Annotated in this window: 20 protein-coding genes; 12 read left to right on the top strand and 8 right to left on the bottom strand. The window is 72.2% G+C overall.

All coding sequences use genetic code 11. The features are described 5' to 3' along the window. Positions 1-7: 7 nt before the first annotated feature. Together J2X46_RS22160 and cobT are read right to left on the bottom strand one after the other, a co-directional pair. Positions 8-784: an adenosylcobinamide-GDP ribazoletransferase gene (locus tag J2X46_RS22160; RefSeq protein ID WP_310254451.1), complete on the bottom strand. Its 777-nt coding sequence runs from the start codon at positions 782-784 to the stop codon at positions 8-10. After that, positions 781-1818: a nicotinate-nucleotide--dimethylbenzimidazole phosphoribosyltransferase gene (gene cobT / locus J2X46_RS22155; protein WP_310254449.1), complete on the bottom strand. Its 1038-nt coding sequence runs from the start codon at positions 1816-1818 to the stop codon at positions 781-783. The genes J2X46_RS22160 and cobT overlap by 4 nt, the downstream gene beginning before the upstream one ends. A 54-nt stretch (positions 1819-1872) precedes the next feature. On the opposite strand from cobT, the gene J2X46_RS22150 reads away from it, so the two are divergent. The 9 genes from J2X46_RS22150 (at position 1873) to J2X46_RS22110 (ending at position 11760) form a co-directional block, all read left to right on the top strand. Further along, positions 1873-2394 (top strand): 2'-5' RNA ligase family protein, encoded by a 522-nt coding sequence (locus J2X46_RS22150; protein ID WP_310254447.1) that lies wholly within the window; start codon positions 1873-1875, stop codon positions 2392-2394. Positions 2395-2415: 21 nt separating this feature from the next. After that, on the top strand, positions 2416-2619 hold the full coding sequence (locus J2X46_RS22145; protein WP_310254445.1) for a hypothetical protein: 204 nt from the start codon (positions 2416-2418) through the stop codon (positions 2617-2619). 1 nt (position 2620) lies between these two features. Next, positions 2621-3721, top strand: coding sequence for a beta-eliminating lyase-related protein (locus tag J2X46_RS22140; protein ID WP_310254444.1), 1101 nt, complete (start codon positions 2621-2623; stop codon positions 3719-3721). A gap of 34 nt (positions 3722-3755) precedes the next feature. Continuing rightward, complete coding sequence (locus tag J2X46_RS22135) at positions 3756-6059, top strand: TPM domain-containing protein (protein ID WP_310254443.1); 2304 nt, start codon at positions 3756-3758, stop codon at positions 6057-6059. A gap of 18 nt (positions 6060-6077) precedes the next feature. Then, positions 6078-7112, top strand: coding sequence for a citrulline utilization hydrolase CtlX (gene ctlX / locus J2X46_RS22130; protein ID WP_310254441.1), 1035 nt, complete (start codon positions 6078-6080; stop codon positions 7110-7112). A 144-nt stretch (positions 7113-7256) separates the two neighbouring features. Then, on the top strand, positions 7257-7664 hold the full coding sequence (locus tag J2X46_RS22125) for a hypothetical protein (protein WP_310254439.1): 408 nt from the start codon (positions 7257-7259) through the stop codon (positions 7662-7664). 132 nt (positions 7665-7796) lie between these two features. Further along, positions 7797-9299 carry a hypothetical protein gene (locus tag J2X46_RS22120; protein WP_310254438.1) on the top strand — a complete coding sequence of 501 codons (1503 nt, stop codon included), beginning with the start codon at positions 7797-7799 and terminating at the stop codon, positions 9297-9299. 223 nt (positions 9300-9522) lie between these two features. Beyond that, positions 9523-10206: a hypothetical protein gene (locus J2X46_RS22115; RefSeq protein WP_310254436.1), complete on the top strand. Its 684-nt coding sequence runs from the start codon at positions 9523-9525 to the stop codon at positions 10204-10206. A 219-nt stretch (positions 10207-10425) separates the two neighbouring features. Then, positions 10426-11760, top strand: a complete 1335-nt coding sequence (locus J2X46_RS22110) for a DUF222 domain-containing protein (RefSeq protein ID WP_310254434.1) — start codon at positions 10426-10428, stop codon at positions 11758-11760. A 235-nt stretch (positions 11761-11995) separates the two neighbouring features. Here the strand turns inward: J2X46_RS22110 and J2X46_RS22105 are convergent, their stop codons facing one another. Further along, entirely contained in the window at positions 11996-12412 is a 417-nt protein-coding gene (locus tag J2X46_RS22105; RefSeq protein ID WP_310254432.1) for a BLUF domain-containing protein, read from the bottom strand. Between the two features lie 222 nt (positions 12413-12634). Between J2X46_RS22105 and J2X46_RS22100 the strand changes: the two genes are divergently transcribed. The 3 genes from J2X46_RS22100 to J2X46_RS22090 are packed head-to-tail and all read left to right on the top strand — an operon-like array spanning position 12635 to position 14518. Beyond that, positions 12635-13159 (top strand): RNA polymerase sigma factor, encoded by a 525-nt coding sequence (locus J2X46_RS22100; protein WP_310254430.1) that lies wholly within the window; start codon positions 12635-12637, stop codon positions 13157-13159. Next, positions 13152-13841 (top strand): hypothetical protein, encoded by a 690-nt coding sequence (locus tag J2X46_RS22095; protein WP_310254429.1) that lies wholly within the window; start codon positions 13152-13154, stop codon positions 13839-13841. Before J2X46_RS22100 ends, J2X46_RS22095 begins: the two co-directional genes overlap by 8 nt. A 59-nt stretch (positions 13842-13900) precedes the next feature. Then, on the top strand, positions 13901-14518 hold the full coding sequence (locus tag J2X46_RS22090) for a hypothetical protein (RefSeq protein ID WP_310254427.1): 618 nt from the start codon (positions 13901-13903) through the stop codon (positions 14516-14518). On the opposite strand, the gene J2X46_RS22085 is transcribed toward J2X46_RS22090, so the two are convergent. The 5 genes from J2X46_RS22085 to J2X46_RS22065 all read right to left on the bottom strand — a co-directional run bounded on the left by J2X46_RS22085 (position 14519) and on the right by J2X46_RS22065 (position 22450). Beyond that, a complete protein-coding gene (locus J2X46_RS22085) occupies positions 14519-16351 on the bottom strand; it encodes a 5'-nucleotidase C-terminal domain-containing protein (protein ID WP_310254425.1) in 1833 nt (610 codons plus the stop codon). It abuts the gene before it with no gap. 61 nt (positions 16352-16412) lie between these two features. Further along, positions 16413-17216: a ceramidase domain-containing protein gene (locus J2X46_RS22080; protein ID WP_310254424.1), complete on the bottom strand. Its 804-nt coding sequence runs from the start codon at positions 17214-17216 to the stop codon at positions 16413-16415. 21 nt (positions 17217-17237) lie between these two features. Then, positions 17238-17978 carry a hypothetical protein gene (locus J2X46_RS22075; protein WP_310254422.1) on the bottom strand — a complete coding sequence of 247 codons (741 nt, stop codon included), beginning with the start codon at positions 17976-17978 and terminating at the stop codon, positions 17238-17240. 20 nt (positions 17979-17998) lie between these two features. Continuing rightward, a complete protein-coding gene (locus J2X46_RS22070; protein WP_310254421.1) occupies positions 17999-20269 on the bottom strand; it encodes an esterase-like activity of phytase family protein in 2271 nt (756 codons plus the stop codon). Between the two features lie 138 nt (positions 20270-20407). Further along, positions 20408-22450 (bottom strand): PhoX family phosphatase, encoded by a 2043-nt coding sequence (locus J2X46_RS22065; protein ID WP_310254419.1) that lies wholly within the window; start codon positions 22448-22450, stop codon positions 20408-20410. Positions 22451-22586 lie beyond the last annotated feature (136 nt).

Genomic DNA, 22586 nt, shown 5'->3' with positions numbered 1-22586 from the left:
CATCGTTTCAGACGGTCGCTGCGGCCAGGACCAGCACGGCGAACGACAGCTCGGTGGCCGCGCCCAGCACGTCGCCCGTGATCCCGCCGAGTCGTCGTACGCACCGCAGGAGGAGCGCGAGGACCGCGGCCACCATCACCACGAGACCGATCAGCGTCGGCACTGCCGACCCGAGGGCGTGCCCGGCGAACGCCGTCGCGACCGCGGCCACGAGCAGGGTGGCGATCGCCCCGACGACGGGGACGGCGCCGATGTGGGTCGCGCCCAGCCCGTCGGCGCGGGCGGCCGGCACCCCGCGCACGCAGCACACGGCGAGCGCGGCCCGCGACGCGCACACCAGCAGGCCGACGGCCCACCACGCGTGCTCGTGGCGTACGACGGCGGTGAGCCCGGCGGCCTGCATCCCGCTCACCAGCACCACGGCGACGACGCCCGCGGGGCCGACGGGCCCGGTGCGCATCACCTCGAGCGAGCGCTCGGGGGAGTAGGAGGCGGTGAGGCCGTCGGCGGTGTCCGCGAGCCCGTCCCAGTGGAAGGCGCGGGTGCCGAGGGCGAGCGTGAGCAGCACGACGTACGCCGTCGCGAGGGCCGGGAGGTCGACCAGGTCGGCGACGAGCACGACGACAGCCGCGGCCGCGCCGAGGGGGAGAGCGGCCACCGGCGCGAGCACCATCGCCGTACCTGCGACCGCGCGGTCGACCCGGCTCGGCGGGGGCACCCGGACGGCGCTCAGGGTGCTCGTCGCGTGCAGCCAGCCGTCACGCAGCGTCGAGGCTCGGGTCACGAAGGGAGGATCTCGGACAGCAGCGCGACGTCCCGCATCACCGCGATGCCCGAGCGCAGCACCGGCAGCGCGGCCACGGCCCCGGAGCCCTCGCCGAGCCGCATGCCGATGTCGAGGAGCGGCTCGAGGCCGAGCGACTTCAGGGCGTGGGTCTGCGCGGGCTCGGTCGAGCGGTGCCCGGCGACCCACCACGCGCTCGCGCCCGGCGCCATCGCCTCGGCGACGACCGCGCAGGCGACCGACATCAGGCCGTCGAGCAGCACCGGGGTGCCGAGCGTGGAGGCCCAGACCAGGAAGCCGGTCGTGGCGGCGAGGTCGGCGCTGCCGAGCGCGGTGAGGACGTCGACCGGGTCTTCGGTGCGGCCCTCGGCGCGGGCGAGCGCCTGGGCGATCACGTCGCGCTTGCGGGTCCAGCCGTCGTCGTCGATGCCGGTGCCGCGGCCGGTCACCTCGTCGGCGGGCAGCCCGAGCACGGCGGCGACCAGAGCCGCCGCGGGCGTGGTGTTGCCGATCCCGAGATCGCCGGTGATCAGCAGCTGGGCGCCGGACTCGACGTGCTCGCGGGCCAGCCGCGCGCCGAGGGCGAGGGACTGCTCGGTCTCCTCGCGGGTGAGCGCGTCAGTGAGGTGGATCGGCCCGGAGCCGCGCCGCACCTTGTGCGCGGTCACCTCGGGCGGCAGGTCGGCGAGGTCGGCGTCGACCGCGACGTCGAGGACCTGGACGCTCACCCCGTGCGCCGCGGCGAGCGCGGAGACGCCGGCGCGGCCGGACACGATCGTGCGCACCATCGCCTCGGTGATCGCCGGTGGGTACGCCGAGACCCCGTGCGCGGCGACGCCGTGGTCGCCCGCCAGCACCACGAGTCGTACGTCGTCCAGCGGGCGCGGCGGAACCTCGCCCTGGGCGGCGGCCAGCCAGGCGCCGACCTCCCCGATGCGACCGAGCGCGCCCGGCGGTGTGGCGAGCCCGGCGAGGCGCTCCTGCGCGCGGGCGGCGACGGTGGGCGAGGGCGGCGCGATGCGGGTCTGGTCCATGGCCGGGCCAGCCTAGGGGGCGGATGCGGAGTCGGCACCTGCCAGTCTTGGCCCGTGACCGGCCACTCCGTCCTCCAGCTGCCGGTCCCGCCGCTCGAGGAGTGGGTGCGCGCCCGGACAGCCCACTACGACGCGGGCTTCGTCTCCACCGACCCGCGCTTCGGGCACGCCCACATCACCGCGCTCGGACCGTTCGACCCCGACCCGTCGGCCGAGGTCCTGGGCCGGATCGCGGAGCTGGTGGCCGCGACTCCGCCGGTGCGGGTCCGCCTCGCCGACCTCGCGCAGTTCCCCAACGGGATCATCCACGTCGTGCCCGACCCCGACGGTCCGCTGCGCGACCTGACGGCACGGCTGGTGGCCGCCTTCCCCGCCTGGCCGCCGTACGGCGGGGAGTTCGACGACGTGCGTCCGCACCTCACCGTGGACGCGGCCTCCGAGGTCGTCGACCTGGCCTCGACCGCAGTCCTGCTGGCCGACGTGCTTCCGGTCGAGGTCGTCCTCGACCGGCTCCAGCTGACGTGGTGGGAGTCGGGGGCCTGCCACGTGCGGCAGGAGTGGGCGCTGGGCCGTTGACCGGCATGGCAGGATCGCCGCATGGCTGCTTGGGCACACCTCGAGATCACTGTCGACGACCAGGGCAACGTCGAGGTCGGCGGCTACAACGCCGACCCGGAGGCGCTCGTCGCGGGCACAGAGTCGTGGGAGGACCTCCTCACCTCGCTCGGCGTCAACGGCTGGGAGCTCGTCCAGGTCATCCCCGGGCCGGAGACGACGTACTGGTTCAAGCGCCAGGCCTGAGGTGACCGAGCTCCAGGACCGGTTCCGCGCGGCCTCGGCCACCGCGGAGACCATCTTCTCGCGACCGGCATCGACGCCGGCCGCGATGCTGGCCGAGCTGGCCGCCTTCGCCGAGGAGCACGACCTCGACTGGGACCGCTACGGCGAGCGCGGCGCGGTCGCGCAGCTCGAGTCCGAGGTCGCCGAGCTGCTCGGCAAGCCCGCGGCGGTGATGTTCCCGAGCGGGATCATGGCCCAGCAGGCGGCCCTGCGCGCGTGGTGCGACCGGTCCGGCTCGCGGCGCGTGGCGCTGCCCGACCTGTCGCACCTCGTCCACCACGAGCAGGACGGCCCGCGGCGGGTGCTCGGGCTCGAGCTGGAGTGGTTGACGACCGGCCGCGAGACGGCGACGGCCGAGTCCCTCGCCGCCATCGGTGGACGGCTCGGCGCCGTGATGGTGGAGCTGCCGCTGCGTGACGCCGGCTGCCTCCTACCAGACTGGGACGACCTGGTCGGGCTGTCAGCCGCCGCCCGCGAGCGCGGCGTGCCGTTCCACGCCGACGGCGCCCGCATCTGGGAGTCCGCTCCCCACTGGGACAAGGGCCTGGCCGAGATCGGCGAGCTCGTCGACTCGATGTACGTCTCGCTCTACAAGGGCCTCGGCGGCGCCAGCGGCGCGCTCGTCGTGTGCCCCGAGGACCTCGCCGGCGAGCTCCGCTCCTGGCGGGCCCGGATGGGCGGCACGATCTTCTCGATGACGGCCGCGGCGATCGGCGGGCTGAAGGGCCTGCGCGAGTTCCTCCCCGAGTTCGCGTCGTACCGCCAGTGGGGGATCGACCTCGCCGCCGCCCTCCACGAGCACGGCTTCACCACCTGGCCCGAGGTGCCGCACATCGGCACGTTCCTCGCCTACGCCCAGGGCGAGGCGGACGAGGTCAACGAGCGCCTGGTCGCGTTCGTCGAGGAGCGCGGCATCGTGCCGTCGGGCATGTGGAGCCCGAGCGACGTGCCGGGCTGGCTCGTCACCGAGCTGACCTGCTACGACTCGGCGATCCGCCACGATCCGGGCGAGGTGGCTGGTTTGATGGCGGCTGCCGTCGGGAAGATCTCCGCCGGCACCTAGACAGCGGGTTCCGCGGGGGAGTGGGGGATCGCCGATGACCGGTCGGTTGCGCAGGGCTGCGGCGCTCGCCGTGGTGGCGTGCGGGATGGCGCTCGTGCCGTCGCACGCGTCGGCAGCAGGGGACCTCTGCGACCCCGGGGTCGTGTTCGACGACGCCGGCGTGCTCGACGAGCAGGCCGTGACCCGGGCCGCGAAGGCGGCCTTCGACGACCGCGTGACGGTCAAGGTGATCGCCTGGCAGGACACCCCCGGTAACGTGTACGACGCCATGGTGGCGGCGCGCCAGGAGTGCGGCGGCTGGGGCTTCCGCGCCGGCGGGCGGCGCTCGCTCCTCGTCCTCGGCGTCTCGATCGCTGACCGCCGCCAGGGCGGCCACTACGACGGCTGGGCCTTCGACTGCTTCGACGCCGCGCGTCCGCGCATCGAGCGCAACGCCATGGGACCCCGGTTCGGCAACGGCGAGTGGACCGAGGGCATGGTCGCCGGGCTCCGTGCCTACGGCCGGGCCTACGCCGCGACGCCGGGCACCAACGACCCGACGGACGACCCGACCGGCTACCCGACCGACTTCCCCGTCGACCCCGGGGTGGGCGTCGGGAGCGACACCACCGACGTGCAGCCGTGGGCCCTGGCCGTGCCGGTCGGCCTGGTCGCCGCCGGCGCGGGCGGCTACGGCGCGGTCCGGCTGCGCCGCCGTCGCAAGGAGCGTGCCGCAGCTCGTGCTGCGCTGACGGCCGCCGTGACCGACATGGCGCAGGCGTGGTTCGACCTCGACGAGAGCAACGAGCTGATCGACGCCCGCGTGGCCGCGCTGCCCGCGGTCAGCGACTCGGTCGCCGACGCCATCCGCTCCGCCCACGCCGAGGCGGTCACCGCCCGCGAGGGCGCCACCGCGACCTACCTCGAGCTCGCCGACCGGCACACCGCCACCTCGATCGCGAAGGCCGACACCGACGAGGCGCAACGCGGCGCCCACGACGTCACGATCGCCACGAAGGGGCTGGGGGAGGCCCGCGCCGCGATGGCTGCGGTCGAGGAGCGGCTCTCCGCCTACGACACCCTGCGCGCGGAGCTGCCCGGCCGGGTGGAGGGGCTGCGTGCCGCCGCCACCGACGTGTCCAGCCTGATCGTGGCGCGCCGCTCCGAGGGCTACCAGACCACCGACAACGACCCCGCGCCGCAGACCGCCGAGGAGGGTGCCCGCGCAGTCACGGCGCTGGTCACCGAGCAGAGGTACGGCGACGCCGCGGCGCTGCTCGAGCGCGCCACCGCCGACCTCGACGGGCATCGTGCGTGGCTGGTCGGCCTGGCCGCCTTCCGCGCCGCGCTGCTCGACGACACGGCAGCCCTACGCGCGCGGATGACCGCGCTCGACGCCGCGATCGCCGACGCGTACGTCACGACCGAGGGCCTCGAGCGCGACCAGGACCCGAGCTGCGTCGAGGGCATCCGGTCGACCGTCGACCGGGCCGCGGCCGACCGCAAGGCGCTCGACGGGGCACTGGCCACGATCGAGCGGCACAGCTCGATGGGCGACCAGCAGTTCGCCAAGGCCCGCGAGGAGATCACCGCGGCCCAGGCGAGCGCCGAGTCCGTCGCCACCGACGCGGGCGCACCTGCGGCCGCCCAGGAGCACCTCCGGGCGCTGGCCGTCGACCTGCCGCTGCGGGCGCAGCGCGCGGTCGTCGAGGCCGACGCGATCCAGGGGCAGGTCACCACCCACCCGGCGGCCATGACCTTCCTCGCCGAGGTGCCCGACGTGTCGACCCTGCGGTCCGACGCGTCCGCCGTGGGCACCGACGTCACGGCGAGCAAGCCGCCCTACCTCCGGCTCGACGCCCGGCTCGCCGAGGCCGAGGCCGGTCTCGTGCGAGCGCGGGCGGTGGTCGACCGCGGCATCGCCGACCACGAGGCCGCCCAGCGCGCGCTCGAGGGCGCCGCGTCCGCCGTGTCTGCCGCTGCCGGCGAGGTGTCGCAGCGCGACGTCGGCGGTGGCGCCCGGGCGCTGCTCGAGGAGGCCAGGTCGCTCCTCGCGGAGGCCGAGGCCGAGACCGCCTCGCTGGCCGCGATCACCTCGGGTGCCGACGCCGCCAAGGACCGCGCCCACGCGGCCGCGGCGCGAGCCCGCCAGGACCAGCGCGACGCCGAGCAGCGGCGCCGGGCGGCCCGCCGGGCGGCAGCGGCCGCGGCGGCCAGCCGCAACAACTCGAGCAGCAGCTTCGGCGGCTTCGGGGGCGGATCGGGAGGCGGCGGGTTCAGCGGTGGCGGCGGGTCGAGCGGCTTCGGTGGGGGAGGCGGCTCGGGTGGCTCCGGTGGCGGTGGCTCCAGCAGCTTCTGATCCGGCTACATTCCTCCCGTGAGTGCCCAGGCCCCTTCCGCAGTCATCCTCATCCGCGCGACCAACTTCGTCCCGAACCCGGCGACGGCGGCCGACAACGCCTTCCAGGCCGACGCGCCCGAGGGACAGTCCGACTTCACCACGTCGGAGCATGCGCTGGCGGAGATGGATGCGCTCGCGGCGGCGCTGCGCGAGGTCGGCGTACGGGTGCACGTGTTCGACGACGACGACCACACCCGCCCCGACAGCGTCTTCCCGAACAACTGGGTCTCGACCCACGCGGGCGGCAGCGTCGCGGTCTATCCGATGTACGCCTCCAACCGTCGCCACGAGCGTCGCGCCGACGTGCTGGAGATGCTCAAGTCGGAGTACCGCGTCCAGACGATCGTCGACTACTCCGGCCTCGAGCCCGACGGCATCTTCCTCGAGGGCACCGGCGCGATGGTGCTCGACCACGTGTCCCGCGTCGCCTACACGGCGCGCAGCCACCGTGCCGACGTCGCGGTGCTGGAGCGCTTCTGCACCGACTTCAACTACGAGCCGATGGCCTTCGAGGCGGTCGACTCCGAGGGCGTGCCGGTCTACCACACCAACGTCATCGCCTGCATCGGCACCGACGTCGCGATGATCGCCCTGGAGATGATCCCCGACGCGCACCGTCGCGAGCAGGTGCGCGAGCGCCTCGCCGTCACCGGCCGCACCATCGTGGAGCTGACCGAGGAGCAGATCCGGGAGTTCGCCGGCAACGCCGTCGAGCTCTGCGGACGTACGCCGGAGGGCAGGCGCCGCTACGTCATGGCCATGTCGGCCCGGGCCAAGCGCTCGCTGCGCCCCGAGCAGGTCGCCGCGATCGAGGAGTCCTGCGAGATCGTCGCGGTCGAGATCCCGACGATCGAGCTGGCCGGGGGATCGGTGCGCTGCATGATCGCCGGCGTCCACCTCGACCGCCGCCCCCCGATCGAGGAGGCCGAGCTCACCGAGGCGGTCGAGGCGATCAACGTCGACGACCCGATCACGCCGGATGGGCGGTACGTGGCGAAGGACTACGCCTGACGCAGGGTTCGTTTGGCTCGGTCAAGCAGCGGTCAAGCAGCGTCACCTCGCCGCGAGCCGCGCGGCCCGAGGTGCCTCAATCTCCAGCGCCGGTGGACGGTCCGCGACATCATGTGCTGGTCAACCTCGAGCGAAGGTCCACAGATGATCAAGCGCATCAAGAGAGCCTTCGCGGTTCTCCTTGTTTGCACGTTTGTCGTATCCAGCTACGTAGCTTGGTCAGGCTTCACCGGTCGCGAACCCATCCCGATCCCCAACGCCCTCGGCGGAGGCGGGGCGGAGACCGTGACCGGCAGCGACCCCGACTTCAGCGACCTGGACGTCAAACAAGGGGATGCCGGTGAGTTCGCCGGCACAATCTCAATCGACAACCCCAGCGACACGTATCAAGACGTGCTCGTGACGGTGGATCTGTTCGACGGTGACCAGAATGTTGGAGAACTGTTCGGCAGCGTGACAGTGAAGCCCGGGACCTCGTCGTCCGTCGAGCTCATGTCAGTCAATACATATGTCTCGTGGAGCGACGCTCACGTCGATTTGCTGCGTTCCTGAGGCTGACCCATTGCGCCGCCGAACGACGCCCGCGGAGCGACGCTCATGCCGATGAGCATGTGCCTGAAGTTCCCGGCGTGATCGGGACGGTAGCCCTGGGCGGAAGCGCGATGGCTGTCGCACACTCGCCGCATGGGCACCCACAGACTGAGCACCGCTCACCGCCTGGCGGTGGTGTCGCTGCTGCTGGGCAGCGCAGTTGCGTGTGCGGTAGAGGATTCGCCTGGCTCACCGGGCGAGCAATCGCCAGAAGCAGTGGCTACCACCGAGACAGCAACCGAGGTCGGCACGGTTCGAGAAACTGCTGACGATGGGCCGGCGCCGTGCCTCTCGGAGCCGAAGCGCCTGCGGCGCATGGGCGAAACCGTGACGCACCGTCTACCCGTGTACGGGACGCTTGACGATGTGTTCGTGAGTCGCACCGGCGCGGCGACGGTCGCGTGGACCGTCTCGTTGGACGCTGGGGAGATTCGCACTCTGGACGTCCCGCCCGGACCCGGCGACCCTCAGTCGCCCGCGGGTCCTCCGGATCCCGAGCACCGCCAAGGGTTCCACGGGTCCGGCTTGCACGACGTCCTGGCTGCGGACGCGGCAGGCGTGCAAACGCTGATGTGGTTCTCGGACGGACTTGGATACACCGGCGGACCCTCCCACTTCAACGAGATCTACGAGGTCACGGTCGCCGACCGAGGTTCGTCCGGCGGCGGGTGGTCGAGTTTGCCGGCGGTGCTGGGAGCTGGCTTCGTCTCGGGTCATGCGCTTGGAGTGAACTCGTCCGGCGCTGCTGTGGTGGCCTGGACTCAGTTCGAGGGGCCACGCCAGCGCCTGTTCGCCTCCTACCGGCCGACCGCCGGCGCAGGGTGGGGCCCCGCGGAGCTGGTCGCGAAGGACGCGTCGCTGCGAGAGGCGGGTATCGACGATGCGGGTCGGGTCGTGTTGCTGTTCAGTCGGGGGAACAACGCTCGCGAACGCCTGTACGCAGTCCGCCGCACTGTCGAGGGTGGGTGGGGTTCCCCGGAACGTCTCCCCGGTGGCGGATTCCTGGGTCACGACTTGACTGTCAGCGCCGACGGTTCCGCGGTGGTCCTGCGTGATCGCACTGGGTACGAAGGGGACCCAGTGCCTGGGTCGCAGTTCACCGTGCGCATGACCCCTTCGGGCCGCTGGCAGTCTCCGACGCGGCACCCGGCACCGACTGATGGGTTCTTCTGGAACCCCCTAGGCACAGATACCAAGGGGCGAGCGCTGCTGGGGTGGTGGGACGGCGGAGGCCTGTTGATCAGGTGGAGTCGCGCTGACGGCGAGTGGCGCCGGCCCTGCATCCTTGCCTCCAACGTCACGCACCCGGGTTCGGTCAACCCCGACGCGCAGCTCGCAGTGAACCGGCGCGGGGATGCGCTGGTGGTGTGGGCGGCCAAAGGCGGGGAGCCGCAACTGCGAGCCAGGTACAAGCGAGCCGGACAGGGGTGGACAGCGCCGTTGAACGTGACGCGAGAGGGCAGCCCTCCCGAGGCATTCACCATCGCGCTTGGAGACGGCGGCCATGCGGCCGTCGGATGGATGCCGCGCGGCGGGCGTCAATTCCATGTCCTGCGAGCCGCGCTCGCGGGCACCGGCTCGCGCGGCCGGCGCTGAACCAGCGTACGCGCCAGCGCGCCGGCCGCGCACCTGCAGAAGCTCATGCGATAGGTGCGTCAAACCGCCGCCTTCCGCGTGGCTGAAGGAGCCGCGACGTGAGCGGTCGGGCAAGCGCGTCCGCGGGTGAAGGCGGGTGGACTCGATGGTCCGCGCGGCTCCCGTCATTGCGCGTGCCCGAAAATGGTGGTCGAAATGTCTACAGGCGGAGCACCCTGTTGGGGTGACCGGACCGGTGACGGGTGGGTTGCTGCGGATTGCCGCGGCGTGTGTGGCTTGCGCAGCATCGGTCTGGCTTGCCGTCTGGCTTCAGCAGTACAGCGCCCATGGGCGCACGTCGGTCAATGAGCAGCGACTCGTCCTCGGCCTGACCTGGATGGACGCGGCCAAGGCGCTGCCGCTGGCGATGCTGCTCGTGCTCCCAGGGCTTGAGGTGCTGGTCCGACGCGCCGGCTCCGACGTCCGCATCGGGCGTCGTCGAGCTGGCGTCGTCCTCGGCCGCGGAGTTCAGGCGTGCGCGTTGGTTGCCGCGGTGGCAGGTGCAGCGGACTTCTGGCCGTTCAGGTTCGCCAGCTATGCCGAGTCGTTCGAGTCGCGTCGGGCAGACGGCCTGACGTGGGTGCTGCTCGTGCCTTGGCAGTTCATCTCCTGTGTGGTTGCCGGGCTCCTGCTTTTCGTACTGGCCGCCCTGCGTCGTCGCGCCGCAGACCGCGAACCCGTCGTACTCACGATCCTCGCCGGCGGGTTCGTGACCGGCTCACTTTGGACACCCGTCTGGTTCTGCCCGTTCCTCGCCTGGTCGGGGCTGGCGATCTGGTGCGGCTGGCTGGCCCGACGCCCGTTGGCTCCCCGGTCCCTCGACGCGACCGGCGCCGATGCCACCGCGACAGACGAGGCCAGCGCGTAACCCCGACCACCGTCCTCCGGAGGTGCGTCGAAGCGCTCCGACGTCCGTCAGTTCTGGAGTTGACGCTGTCGGACACAACGCGTAGAATCGAACATAGTTTCGAGCCAGCGAGCTCGGGTCCTTCCTGAAGCCACACATCCGGCTGCACGCACCTCACTGACACCAGGCCCACGACCGAAGTCGTCCATGCGCCCGATGAGGGTGCGGAGGGGCCAGCCAGTGAGCGCCGTACCTGCCGAGCAGCCCCACGCGGACGTGTGGCGTGCTCCTGGCACGCAGCCGGAGGCGTCGCCGGTGGTGAGCCAGGTGCTGGCGCGGGTGCACGGGTCGCTCACCGAGGTGGGCGAGGTGTCGCTCGGAGGTCTGTCGGATGACGACGTCGTGCGGCTGGTCGACGAGCTGGACGCCGCGGTGAGTCGCCTGACCCGCGAGCTGTGCCGCGTGGTAGCCGAGGCTGACCGACGCCGGCTCGGGGACGCGACCGGGGCTCGTCATTTCCACCAGTGGTGGGCCGGGCGCAGCCGGCACACCCACGCGGACGCGGCGCGCTTGACGAAGCTCGGCCGCGCGCTGGAGGACGACCTGCACGCTCCGACCGGCCGGGCGTTGGGCACAGGCGAGCTGCGGGTGGAGCAGGCGCGCGTCATCGTCCACGCGGTCGACGCGATCCCTGCCACCGTTCACACTGCGGAGGGCGCGACCCGGATCATCGACCCGACGGTCCGGGCGCAGGCACGTGACCACCTCCTCGCCGCCGCGGCCGAGCACGACGCCAAGGCGCTGCGCAGGCTGGGCAGGCGGATCCTCGACGTGGTCGCGCCGGAGCTGGGCGAGATCCAGGAGGCGGCGGTGCTGGAGGCCGAGGAGTCCCGGGCCGCCGCGACCGTCGACTTCACCATGGTCGACGACGGCAAGGGCCGCTGCCACGGCCGGTTCACCGTGCCCTCGCACATCGGCGCGATGCTCAAGCGGCACCTCCTCGCTCTCGCGAACCCGGCCCGCCACCCCGAGGCCGAGCTGCGTGATGAGTCCGGTGACTGGAAGCCCTTGCGCCGACGGCTTGGCGAGGCGTTCATCGAGTACGTCGAGCGCTACCCGACCGACGCCACACCGCAGACAGCCGGGGTCAACGCGACCGTCGTGGTCACCATGAGCCTCGAGCAGCTCCTCGGCGAGCACGCGACCGCGCTGCTCGACGACGGCTCCCGCATGAGCGCAGGGCAGGCCCGGCGGCTGGCGTGCGAGGCCGGCATCATCCCCGTCGTCCTCGACGGCCACTCGATCCCGCTCGACCTGGGCCGCAGCCGGCGGCTGTTCACCAAAGCACAGCGCATCGCCCTCGGCCTGCGCGACGGCGGCTGCACCGCCCGCGGCTGCGAGACCACCGCCTCCGGCTGCCACGCCCACCACGACGACCCCTGGTCCCGCGGCGGCCTCACCGACCTCGCCCTCGGCCGCCTCCTATGCCCCCGCCACCACCGCCTCGCCCACGACTCGCGCTACGCCATGACCATCCACGCCGACAACAAGGTCACCTTCGCCAGGCGGACGTAGACCAAGGCTGAAACCGCCGCTCGAGCGGTGTGGGCCGGTGCTGGGACACCTCTGCGCGGGAGTGACGATCGGCGCCGAGGACGATGCGACGCCAGATGCCGAGCTGATCGGCTGATCGGCAGGTGCGCGGCGGGACACCGACGCGTACGCCGTACTCGTGCGCCGGCGCGCCCCGAGGGCGATGCGGACGGCGGTGCTGCTGGCTGCTGCGGATCGTGGCCGACGAGACCCGGGCTCAGGCGACGCGTTCGTGGAAGACGCGGTGGGAGGTCAGGGTGGCGTGGCGTTGGGAGGTCAGGCCCTGGATCTCGCCGGTCCGCAGGTAGTCGGTGAAGCCGGGGATGGTCTCGGCCGTGGCCTTCGAGATCTCGCGGTAGCCCATGAACCACGCAGTGAACCGTCGGGTCGCGATCTCCTCGCGGCGGACGATGAACAGATGGTGGTGTCGGGGGTCGGCGTCGATGAGCGTGAACAACGCATCGACGGACTCGTGGGGGCCCTCGAGGGTCTGGATGAAGGTGCCGCGCGCGTTGAGCATCATCCCCGTGATGCCCAGACCTTCGTTCTTCGTTCGAGCGCTGCGCACCAGGGCGTCCAGCTGCTCCTTGGTGAGGGTTGCGGTGGTCGAGCTGATGTAGGTCAGTGAGAGCACAGATCTCCAGGGTCGGATCGGCGGACGTTCCGCCGAGCTGGAGTCGTACCCGCTGGCTGCGGCGCGATGTTCATTGAACAGTCAAGAACCAGTCAAGACCGGAGCTGCTGACGGGAACCTCCACCGCTCCAGCGGTGTAGACACGGTGCTGGGACCCTCTGGACGGGAGCGACGATCAGCGCCGAGGACGATGCGACGCCAGATGCCGAGCTGATCGGCAGGGTGCGCGCCGGTGACACCGACGCGTACGCCGTGCTCGTGCGCCGGCACGCCCCGATGGCGATGCGGACGGCGGTGCTGCTGGGTGCGGGCGGCGACGCCGAGGACGTGGTGCAGGAGGCGCTGGTGAAGGCATACCGGTCGTTGGACCGCTTCCGCACCGACCGCCCGTTCCGGCCCTGGCTGCTGCGGATCGTGGCCAACGAGACCCGCAACGCCCACCGTGGTGTCGTACGACGATCAGCGCGCGAGGAACGCGCAACGACATCCTTGCCGCCGGAGCTCATCGACCCCGCCGCCGAGGTGGCCGACCGCGAGGAGAAGGAGCGGCTGCTCGCGGCGGTGCAGCGGTTGCCGGAGGCGATGGGACGCGTGGTCGTCTGCCGCTGCCTGCTCGACCTCGACGAGGCCTCGACGGCCGTCGTGCTCGGCGTGCCCCGCGGCACGGTGAAGTCGCGGCTGAGCCGGGGGCTGAAACGGCTGCGCGAGGAGCTCGGCTCGACGAGGGAGGAGGTGGACCATGCCTGAGACGCTCGAGGAGCAGCTGGCCGCGCTGGCCGGCGATCTGAAGGTGGACGTGCCCGACGGGCTCGAGGCGGCCGTGATGGAGCGGGTCCGCACGACGCGGCCCGTCCGGCGGTGGCGCCGGTGGGCGGCAGGTGTGTTCCTGGGCCTGCTCGCCGGTGGCGTGGTCGCCTCGCCGGTCGGCGCGACGATCCGGGAGTGGTTCGGCTTCCACGGCGTCTCGGTGACCTCGGGCGACCCGGCGACCGAGGAGCCGACCGTTCCGCCGGCCACCGGCGACGTCCGCCTCGAGGACGCGGCCGAGCGCGCCGGCTTCGACCCGGTCGTACCCGAGGCCCTCGGCGCACCAGACGCCGTCGAGATCTCACAAGACGCGGCCGTGGTCTCGCTCAGCTGGGAGACAGACGGTGGGACGGTCCGCCTCGACGAGTTCCGGGGCTCGGTCGAGCCGCTCTTCTGGAAGACCGCGCCCGACGCGGGGTTCGCCACGGTCTCGGGCCGGGACGCGCTCTGGATCCCGGTGCCCCACGAGGTCACGGTCGTCTCGCCGGACGGCGACGTTCGGAACCTGCCCTCCCGGCTGGCGGCGCCCACCCTCGTCTGGCTCCACGACGACCTCACCCTGCGCCTCGAGGGCGACCTCACGCAGGAGGAGGCGACCGCGATCGCCGAGTCGGGCGAATAGGGAACCTCGCGGGCACCGGCGGTGTACCTCCTGCATCCCCTCACTCCACTGGAGGAGCCATGCGCAGGATCCTGGCCGTCGCCGTGCTCGCCCTCTCCGCCCTGATCGGGCTGCCCACCACCTCCGACGCGGGAGGCCCCACCAGCGTGCTGGTCACCAAGGTCGGCGCGGGTGCCGGCGGGCTCTACTACTCCGACCAGGCCTATGACGCCATCGTCCGGCTGCTGCCCGACGGGGCGACGGTGGGCGAGGCCGAGCCGCCGGGCTACGACGGCGACAACTACAACCTCACCTGGATGATCCACGACGTCACGCCGTGGCGCTGGGACCGGATCCACATCGACCCCGACGGCACGGCGTGGGTGTCGACGACGGTCACCCAGGACGCCATCGGCCAGTGGCAGGAACTCGGCCCGGCCGACCGCCTCGTCGGCCTTCTGAACGGCGTCGTCCAGCAGGACGGCGGGCCGGCGATCGTCAACGTTCCGGGTGAGCCCCTCGCGACCCAGGCCGCCAGCCAGCCGGCGACCCCGGCGCCGGCGGACGACGCGTCGTGGATCTCGCTGTCCGGCTGGCGCTGGGTCGTCCCCGGTGCGCTCCTCGGCCTGCTCGCCGGCGTGGCCGCCGGACATCGGAGCAGGGACGAGGAGCCGCGCCGGGTCCTGATCAGCTCGTGATCAGGTGACCGTGATCGGCTGGCCGCCCGACACGAGCCGCCAGTCGACCGAGGCGAACTCGGCCGGGTCGATCGTGCCGTTGGCCGTCACCCAGTCGATGAGCAGCTGGCGGATCTCGTTCTGCCGGTTGTAGACCACCGGGGCGGTGCTCACGTGCGGGAAGCCGCCACCGCCCGACTGGCGGTAGTTGTTGACCGCCATCGCGAACTCCTGGCCCGGCGCGACCGGCTGGCCGTCGTACGACAGGTTGAGGATGCGCGAGCCGACCGGCTGGGCGACGTCGATGTCGTACGTCAGCGGGGCGTCGAGGCCGGCGACGGTGTCGAAGTTGTAGTCGGGCGTGCCGTTGGGTGCGGTCGGGGTGACCGCGTTGGTCACCTGCGCCATCGTGAACGGGCCGGGTCCCGACACCTGCTGGAAGTAGCGCGCGGAGTACTCGAGGTAGTCCTTGACCTGGGCGCCGGTGACCTTCACGCCGAGCAGCGTGTTGTCGTAGATGTAGAGGCCCGCGACGTCGCGCACCGTCACCTGCCCGGCCGGGAAGGACGCCGCCCGGTTGAAGGGCGCGGCGATCGAGAGCACCGGCAGCGCGGCGTCGGCGCCGGTGAGCCCGGCCTTCACCGCGTCGGCCTGCACGAACTGCACGAAGTCGATGATCGGCACGTCCTCCACGACCGCACGGGCCGCGGACAGCGCGGCGGCCGAGGTGCCGACGGGGGAGTTGACGTAGTCGACGACCGTCTCGTGCTGGCGGCGCACGGCCGCGAGCACCTTCGGGTCGCCATCGACCGTGTTGGAGTTGAGCGTCTGCCCGTGGGAGGCGACGACCTTCCAGCGGCCGTGGTGGTGCTGGAGGTCGAGGTCCATCACAGCCACGCGCATGCCCCAGTAGGCCGGCTCGACCAGCAGCACCTGCTGGCCGGTGGCGGTGTTGGTGACGAAGCGCTCGGGGATGTCGCGGTGGGCGTGCCCGACGAGGATCGCGTCGACGCCGGGAACCTGCTCGGCCACCAAGGAGGCGGCGTTCTCCGGCCATGGCAGCGCGTCGCCGTACGACGACGAGGTGTCGGCGCCGCTGTGGGCGCTGATCACCACGACGTCGCAGCCGCGGCGCTTGAGCTCGGGCACGAAGCGGCGGGCCTGCTCGACGAGGCCGGGGAACTCGACCTTGCCCTCGACGTTGGCCTTGTCCCAGATCGCGATGCCGGGGTTGGTGAGGCCGAGCACGCCGACCTTGAGGTCGGGGCCGCCGTGCACCTTGTAGCGCTTGATCACGTAGGGCGGGAAGACCGGGCGTCCGGTGGCCGGGTCGACGGCGTTGGCGCCGAGCAGCGGGAAGTTGAGCTGCGACTCGAAGGTGCGCAGCGTGTCGAGGCCGTAGTTGAACTCGTGGTTGCCGAGCGCCGCCGCGTCGTAGCCGACGAGGTTCATCGCGTTGGCCATCGGGTGGATGGTGCGACGGCCGATCGGCTCGATGCGGGCGTAGTAGTAGGCCAGCGGCGTGCCCTGGATGGTGTCGCCGGCGTCGAGCGTCAGCACCGGCTGGCGGCCCAGCTGCTGGCGGGCGGCCTTGATCAGCGTGGCCGCCTTGGCGATGCCGATGTCGTCGTGGGCGGTGTTGTCGAACTCGAGGTTCTTGAAGTAGTCCCAGTTGAAGACGTTGCCGTGGAGGTCGGTGGTGCCGAGCACGGTGAGCCGGGTGCTGCGCGGGTGGTGGCCGTGCCGTCCGCCGTGCGCCATCGCGGGGAGGGGGTGTGCGACGAAACCGGCCGCGGTGAGTGCGGCGGCACCGGTGAGGACGGTGCGACGGGCGGGAGTGAGCTGCGAGGTCATGCAGAACCGCTTTCCGAGAGATCCGAGCGCCCCGGGGGTGCCCGGGAGCCGGTCCATCTACCTACACGACCTCGGCCCGGGTCAACCTCCCCGAGGCGGTGTTCACCGATCGTTCGGACGCGTAGAGCCGGAACAGCCAGTACGCCGCCACCGCGCACAGCAGGTGCCACACGGCATGCCCCTGGAGCAGCGAGTGCGGGTCGCACATGCCCGCGTTCGTGAGCAGCCAGATGGTGAAGGCGACGAGCATCGCGGTCAGCGAGACCACGCCGTTGGCGAACACGGTGGTCGTCTCGCCGCGCCGCCAGATGCGGGTCTCGAGCACCACTGCGGCGACCAGGAGGAGGCCGAAGGCGAGGTTGCCGGAGTAGTGCACCACCGGCACCGGGTCTGACCAGAGGCCGACCAGCTCGCACGCCGCCACGCAGGCGGCGTACGCCATCAGGAAGGCCGTGGTGCCGCGGCGGGTCCAGCGGACCCACGCCCAGGCGGCAGCGAAGCCGGCGACGAGGTACATGCTCAGCATGTCGAGGTGCCCGCCCCACGCGCTCTGCGTCGCGTGCATCGCCGCGGAGCCGGGACCGAGCAGCACCACCACGCAGGCGTACGACGTCGCGACGGTCGTCGACATCACGCCGTCGCGCGGCAGCCGATCCGCGCGCACCGCGATGAGCAGGCCGGCCACCACGAAGCCCACGTTGGACAGCGCGTTCGCGGGCTGGCGGATCCAGCCGTCGTGGGGCGCCTCGCAGAAGTTCGCCCCGCGCCCGACGTCGGGCCCGAGCCAGCCCTGCGCCACGGCCGCCACGAGCAGCGCCGTGGAGACGACCGCGACGGTGCCGGCGACGGCGAGCGGACGGGCCATGGCCCGATCGTAGGGACCGCGTCAGGTCACCGCGTCGATGATCACGGCGACGACGGCTGCGATGGCTCCGAGGCCACCGACCGCGCCCATCACGAGCGCACCCTTGGCCTCGGCAGGCAGCGCGCCCCACCACGACGCCTTCCAGCCGGTCTCGCGGAGCACCTCGTCGACCGGGCCCTGGATCTGCGAGCTGCTGAAGTCGATGTCGACCTGCTTGCCCACCGACCCGTCGGTCCCGACGCCGAGCTCGACGCGTCGCGTGTAGCTCCACGAGCGGCCCGACTGCACCCGCGCGCTCCCGGTCAGCACGCCGGCGCCGCCACGGAGGTCGAAGCCCTGCGAGACGTCGCGGGTGATCGCCTCACCGGGCTTCTTCGCGACCACCTCGACCATGCGCACCTCGCGGACGTGGTGCGCTGCCGCCCACGTCAGGAACGTCGCGTCGGCGAGGTCGGCGCGGACCCGGATCACGCTGCCCTCGGTCTCGACGGTGAACGGCGTGCCGGCGAAGCGCGCGCGGATCCTCTCCGCCACCTCGGACCAGGGAACCCCGCCCGGAGCGGCGTCGGGGGCCGCGACGTCGTCCAGGTGCTCCTCGCGGCGCATCGCCAGGGCCGGCACCCACATGCCCAGGCCCACGACGAGGAAGATCCCGCCGGCGACGTAGCCGACGGGATCTTCCCTGCCGAGCGCGACCACGAGGACCACGCCGAGGACCGTGAAGATGGTTGCCAGGAACCCGAGGAGCCACCACCGCTTCATGGCCCGATCAGATCACAGGCTCAGCCCCGCCAGCTCGCCGCCACGGCCGCGCCGACGTCCGGGTTGTCGGTGAAGAAGTCGTCCATGCCGGCCCGGAGGAAGGTGCGGATCTCGCCGGCGAGGTCGCCGACCGCGGCCGGGTCGGCGGAGGACCGGAAGTCCAGCGGGAGGAAGGAGTTCTCCCGGCGGAAGGTCCAGCCGGTGACGGTCAGGCCGGCCCGGTGGGCGTTGCCGATCGCCGCGGTCGGCGTGCCGAGGCTGCCGTCGGCGTTGCGCGGGATCATCACGTCCTTGCACATCCCGACGCTGTCGGCGTACCTCGCGATGCCGCGCATGCCCGTCTTGGTCACCAGGTCGGCGTACGTCACCCCGGTGCCGGCGACGACCTGGTCGTACGGCGCACCGGCGCAGTCGACGAGCTGGACCAGGTCGAAGCGGGTCATCCGCGACAGCCGCTGGAGGTTCGAGACCTCGAAGCTCTGGATCACGACCGGCGTGTCACCGGGACGTACGCCGTTGCGCGCCAGCGCGTCGAGCACCGGCTGCTCGGCGGGCAGGCCCGCCTGCGCCAGGTAGGTGCTGTGCTTGATCTCGGGGATGACGCCGATCGGCTCGCCGTCGCAGGTCTCGGTACGGCGGGCGAAGGCGAGGACCTCGTCGAAGGTCGGCACCTGGTAGAGCCCGTTGTAGGTCGCGCCCTCCGGTCGGAGCTGGGGGAGTCGCTCGACCGCACGCAGCGTCTTGAGCTCGGCGAGGGTGAAGTCTTCGACGAACCAGCCGGTGACGGCCCGGCCGTCGAGCTGCTTGGTGGTGCGGCGGCCGGCGAACTCGGGGTGCGACGCGACGTCGGTGGTGCCGCCGATCTCCGGCTCGTGGCGGTCGACCAGCACGCCGTCCTTGGTCATCACCAGGTCGGGCTCGACGAAGTCGGCGCACTGGCGGGCGGCGAGCTCGTAGGCGGCGATGGTGTGCTCGGGGCGGTAGCCGGAGGCGCCGCGGTGCGCGAAGACGGTCGGGCCGCCGGTGCGGACCTTCTGGCGCCGCATCTCGACGTGGATGATCTCGATGTCGTCGGGCGTGCCGTCGACGCGGGCGTCGTCACCGGGGAAGTTGTTGTCGTTGGTGAAGACGAAGCTGCCGTCGCGCAGCTGGACGACGGTCTCGTCGGAGACGAACGGGAAGGCGAACGGGTCACCGGTGCCGTAGCCGTCGCCCTCGCCGATGCCGTCGGGGTTCGCGATGTCGAGCAGGTCGAGCACCGGCTCGGCGACGAGGTGGCCGCCGGGCTCGGTGCGGCCGAGGTCGACCTCGACGATCCGCTTGGTGACCGCCTGGGCGCCGCCGAAGTTGTCGCGCTCGAGGAGCAGCATCCGGTTCCGGCCGGTCATGAACGCGTCGCCGACCAGGTTGGCCGCCTCGACCGTGCGGTAGGCCCACTTCTTGCCGGTGTAGCGCATCGTGCGGGTGTCGAACTGGTTGATCCAGCGCACCCGCTGGTCGGTCTCGGTGATCAGCGCGCCCTCGAGGACGGGGTAGGCGTAGCGCGAGCCGTCGTACGCCGTCGCCTCGAAGCCCTTGCTGGCCGGCAGCGTCGGCTGGGCGCCGCCGAGCGCCGGGTTCTGGGGCGACTGGACGCCGGGGAGCGGGACGGGTGCGTCGAGCAGGGCGCCGTCCTCGTCGAAGTGCAGGAGGAACGGCCCGAACTCCTCGCCGACGAGGAAGCTGCCGTCGCGCAGCCGGACCACCGACTCGATGTCGAAGTCGGCTCCGGTGAGCAGGCGCTCGTCGGTGCTGTCGTTGACGATCGGGAAGCCCGCCTTGTGGTCGGGGTCGGCGAAGGAGATGAACTCGGGCAGGTCGACCGAGCCGTCGCCGCCCGCGCCCTCGAAGCTGGGCTCGACGAGGTACATCCGCAGCAGGAAGTCGGCCGAGTTGCCCTTGGCGCCGAAGCCGTTGTCGGGCATGGCCCAGAAGGTGCCGTCGCCGTTGTCGACCATCGCGGAGAAGCCCGGGATCACCTGGCCGGGGAACGGGCCGGTGCGTCCGTTGGCGGGCGTCATCTGCGCGCCCGACGGCGGGCCGGGGGCCAGGTAGTCGGCGTCGATGGTGGCGCGGCCGACGAGCGTGGGGACCTCGACGGTGCGGCTGTGACCGCCGTGGCCGTGGCCACCGCCGTGACCGTGGTCGTGGCCGCCGGCGTGGGCCGGGGCTGCGATGAGGAGGGAGCCGACCAGCAGGCCGGCGAGGGGAGCGGCAGCGAGCGTCGTACGACGAAGCGGGTGGGATGGCATGACGAGTCCTTCGGGTCCGAGTTCCGGGCAGGGTCGAGTGCAGGGTTCAGTGCAGGGTTCAGCGCAGGCAGGCGTGCGCGGTCGCACCGGGCCGTGGTGGCCCGGCGCGACCGGTGGAGCGATCTGGGGGAGTGCGGGTCAGTCGCGGGTGACCTGGACGACCGAGGGCCGCGGGCCGGCGAACTGGCCGGCGCGCGGGGTGGCGCCGGCGGCGACGAAGTCGGGGAAGCGGGACTGGGGAGCGGCCCAGGTGCCGTCCTCGCCGGGGTGCTGGACGGCGACGAAGACGGACCCGTCGCGGTCGTGGATCACCGGGCCGCAGGTCTCCGCGCCGGCGGGCACGGCGAGGAACTGCTGGACGTGGCCGCGCTCCGGGCCCTCGACCGGCACCTTAAACAGGCCGTCGTTGAGCTTGATCGCGCTGGGCTGGCCGTCGGTGGAGATCCAGAGGTTGCCGACGCTGTCGAAGGCGACGTTGTCGGGGCACGAGATCGGCGAGACCGGGCCGGTCCAGCCGCCGAAGTAGGTGCCGGCGGACGCCGAGTCGCCACAGATGAGGAACAGGTCCCAGCTGAACGTGTCGCTCGTGTGGTCGCCGTCCGTCGGGGAGATCTCGACGATGTGGCCGTCCTTGTTGGCGTTGCGCGGGTTGGGCTCGGTGGGGCCCTCCTTGCCCACCTTGCCGCGGTCGGTGTTGTTGGTGCACGCGACGTAGATGCGGCCGTTGTGGGTGCTGGGCTGCACGTCCTCCGGCCGGTCCATCTTGGTGGGCATCACCGCGTCGGCGGCCAGGCGCGTGAAGACCAGGACCTCCTCGAGCGTGAAGCCGGGCACCATCGACTCGCCGTCCTTGGTCAGCGGGATCCACTCGCCGGTGCCGTCGCTGACGCCGTCCTCGAGGCCGTCACCGGTGAAGCGGGCGACGGAGAGGTCGCCCTCGCTCAGCGGCGAGCGGTTGCCGTGGCGGCGCCAGCTGCCGCCGCGCCCGTGCAGCCGGTCCTTGGACACGAAGCGGTAGAGGTAGTCGAAGCGCTCGTCGTCGCCCATGTAGGCCACCACGTGGCCGTCGCGGTTGACGATGACGTTGGCGCCCTCGTGCTTGAAGCGGCCCATCGCGGTGTGCTTGACCGGCGTCGAGCGCGGGTCGGACGGGTCGATCTCGACGATCCAGCCGAACCGGTTCGGCTCGTTGGCGTACGCCGCCTGGGTGGCGTCCCACCGCGGGTCGACGGCCCGCCAGTTGCGGGCGTCCTGCGTGGCGGAGAGGCCGTAGCGGGCCTCGCGCGGGTCGGTGCCGGTGGCCTTGAAGTACTGGTTGAAGTTCTCCTCGCCGGAGAGCACCGTGCCCCACGGCGTCGTGCCGCCGGAGCAGTTGTTCATCGTGCCGCGGACCTTCGTGCCGGTCGGGTCCTCGGCGGTCTTCAGCAGGTCGGAGCCGGCGGCGGGGCCGTCGAGGACGAACGGGGTGTCGAGGGTGATCCGGCGGTTGAGGCGGGCGCCGGGGACGTAGCGCCAGGTGTCGCCGCGGCGGCGGCGCTCGAGCTCGACGACGGACATGCCGTGCGCGGCCCACACCGTGCGGACGAGGGTCGCCGCGTCGAAGCCGGGCGGGAACATGATGCCCTCGTTGGTGTACTCGTGGTTGCACACCAGCAGCGCCCGGGTGCCCGAGCGGTTGGTCTCGATGATGTCGAGGTAGTCGTTGTTGTAGCCGAACTGCCCGGCCTGCGACTCGGGCGTCTGGCGGGCGGGGTCGAAGGCCGGCGCGCCGCGCAGGATCGGGTCGCCCCAGCGGATGATCGCGTCCCACTCGTAGCCCGACGGCACCGTCACGTCGTCGACCGTGGTGGCGACCGGGGCGATCGCGGTGAACGCCAGCGAGTCGTCGTGGTGACCGCCGCCATGGCCATGGCCGTGCCCGTGGTCGTGCCCGTGGCCGCGTCCGGCGGCGGCCGGGGCAGCGCCCACCACGCCGAGGGCGGTGGCGGTGAGGCCTGCGCCGACGACCGTACGACGCTTCAGGGCGTGTGCCGCGACGTCACGGAAGTACGACGTCTCGGTGGTGTTCGGGGCCGTCGTGAAGCAGGCGTCGCCGCACCGGAGGTGGCAGGTGACCGCGCTGCGGCTGCCGTGGGTGAGGCCGGCCATGGGAAGGAGCGGGCGAGGGGCGGTGTCCGTCATCGAGGTCTCCGTGCCGAGTGAGTGCGAGTGCGGTGTCGTCCTCACTCTGTCCGGGCCCTGTGTGCGCGGGGGAGGCCGGAAGGTGGACATCAGGTGAACTACCCATCAGTCACGAACGCGCGTCCCCTCGATGTGG

Source organism: Nocardioides sp. BE266, assembly GCF_031457855.1.
Lineage (GTDB): Bacteria > Actinomycetota > Actinomycetes > Propionibacteriales > Nocardioidaceae > Nocardioides.
Note: the sequence above shows the minus strand (reverse complement) of the source record. Positions and strands in the feature narration are given on the sequence as shown.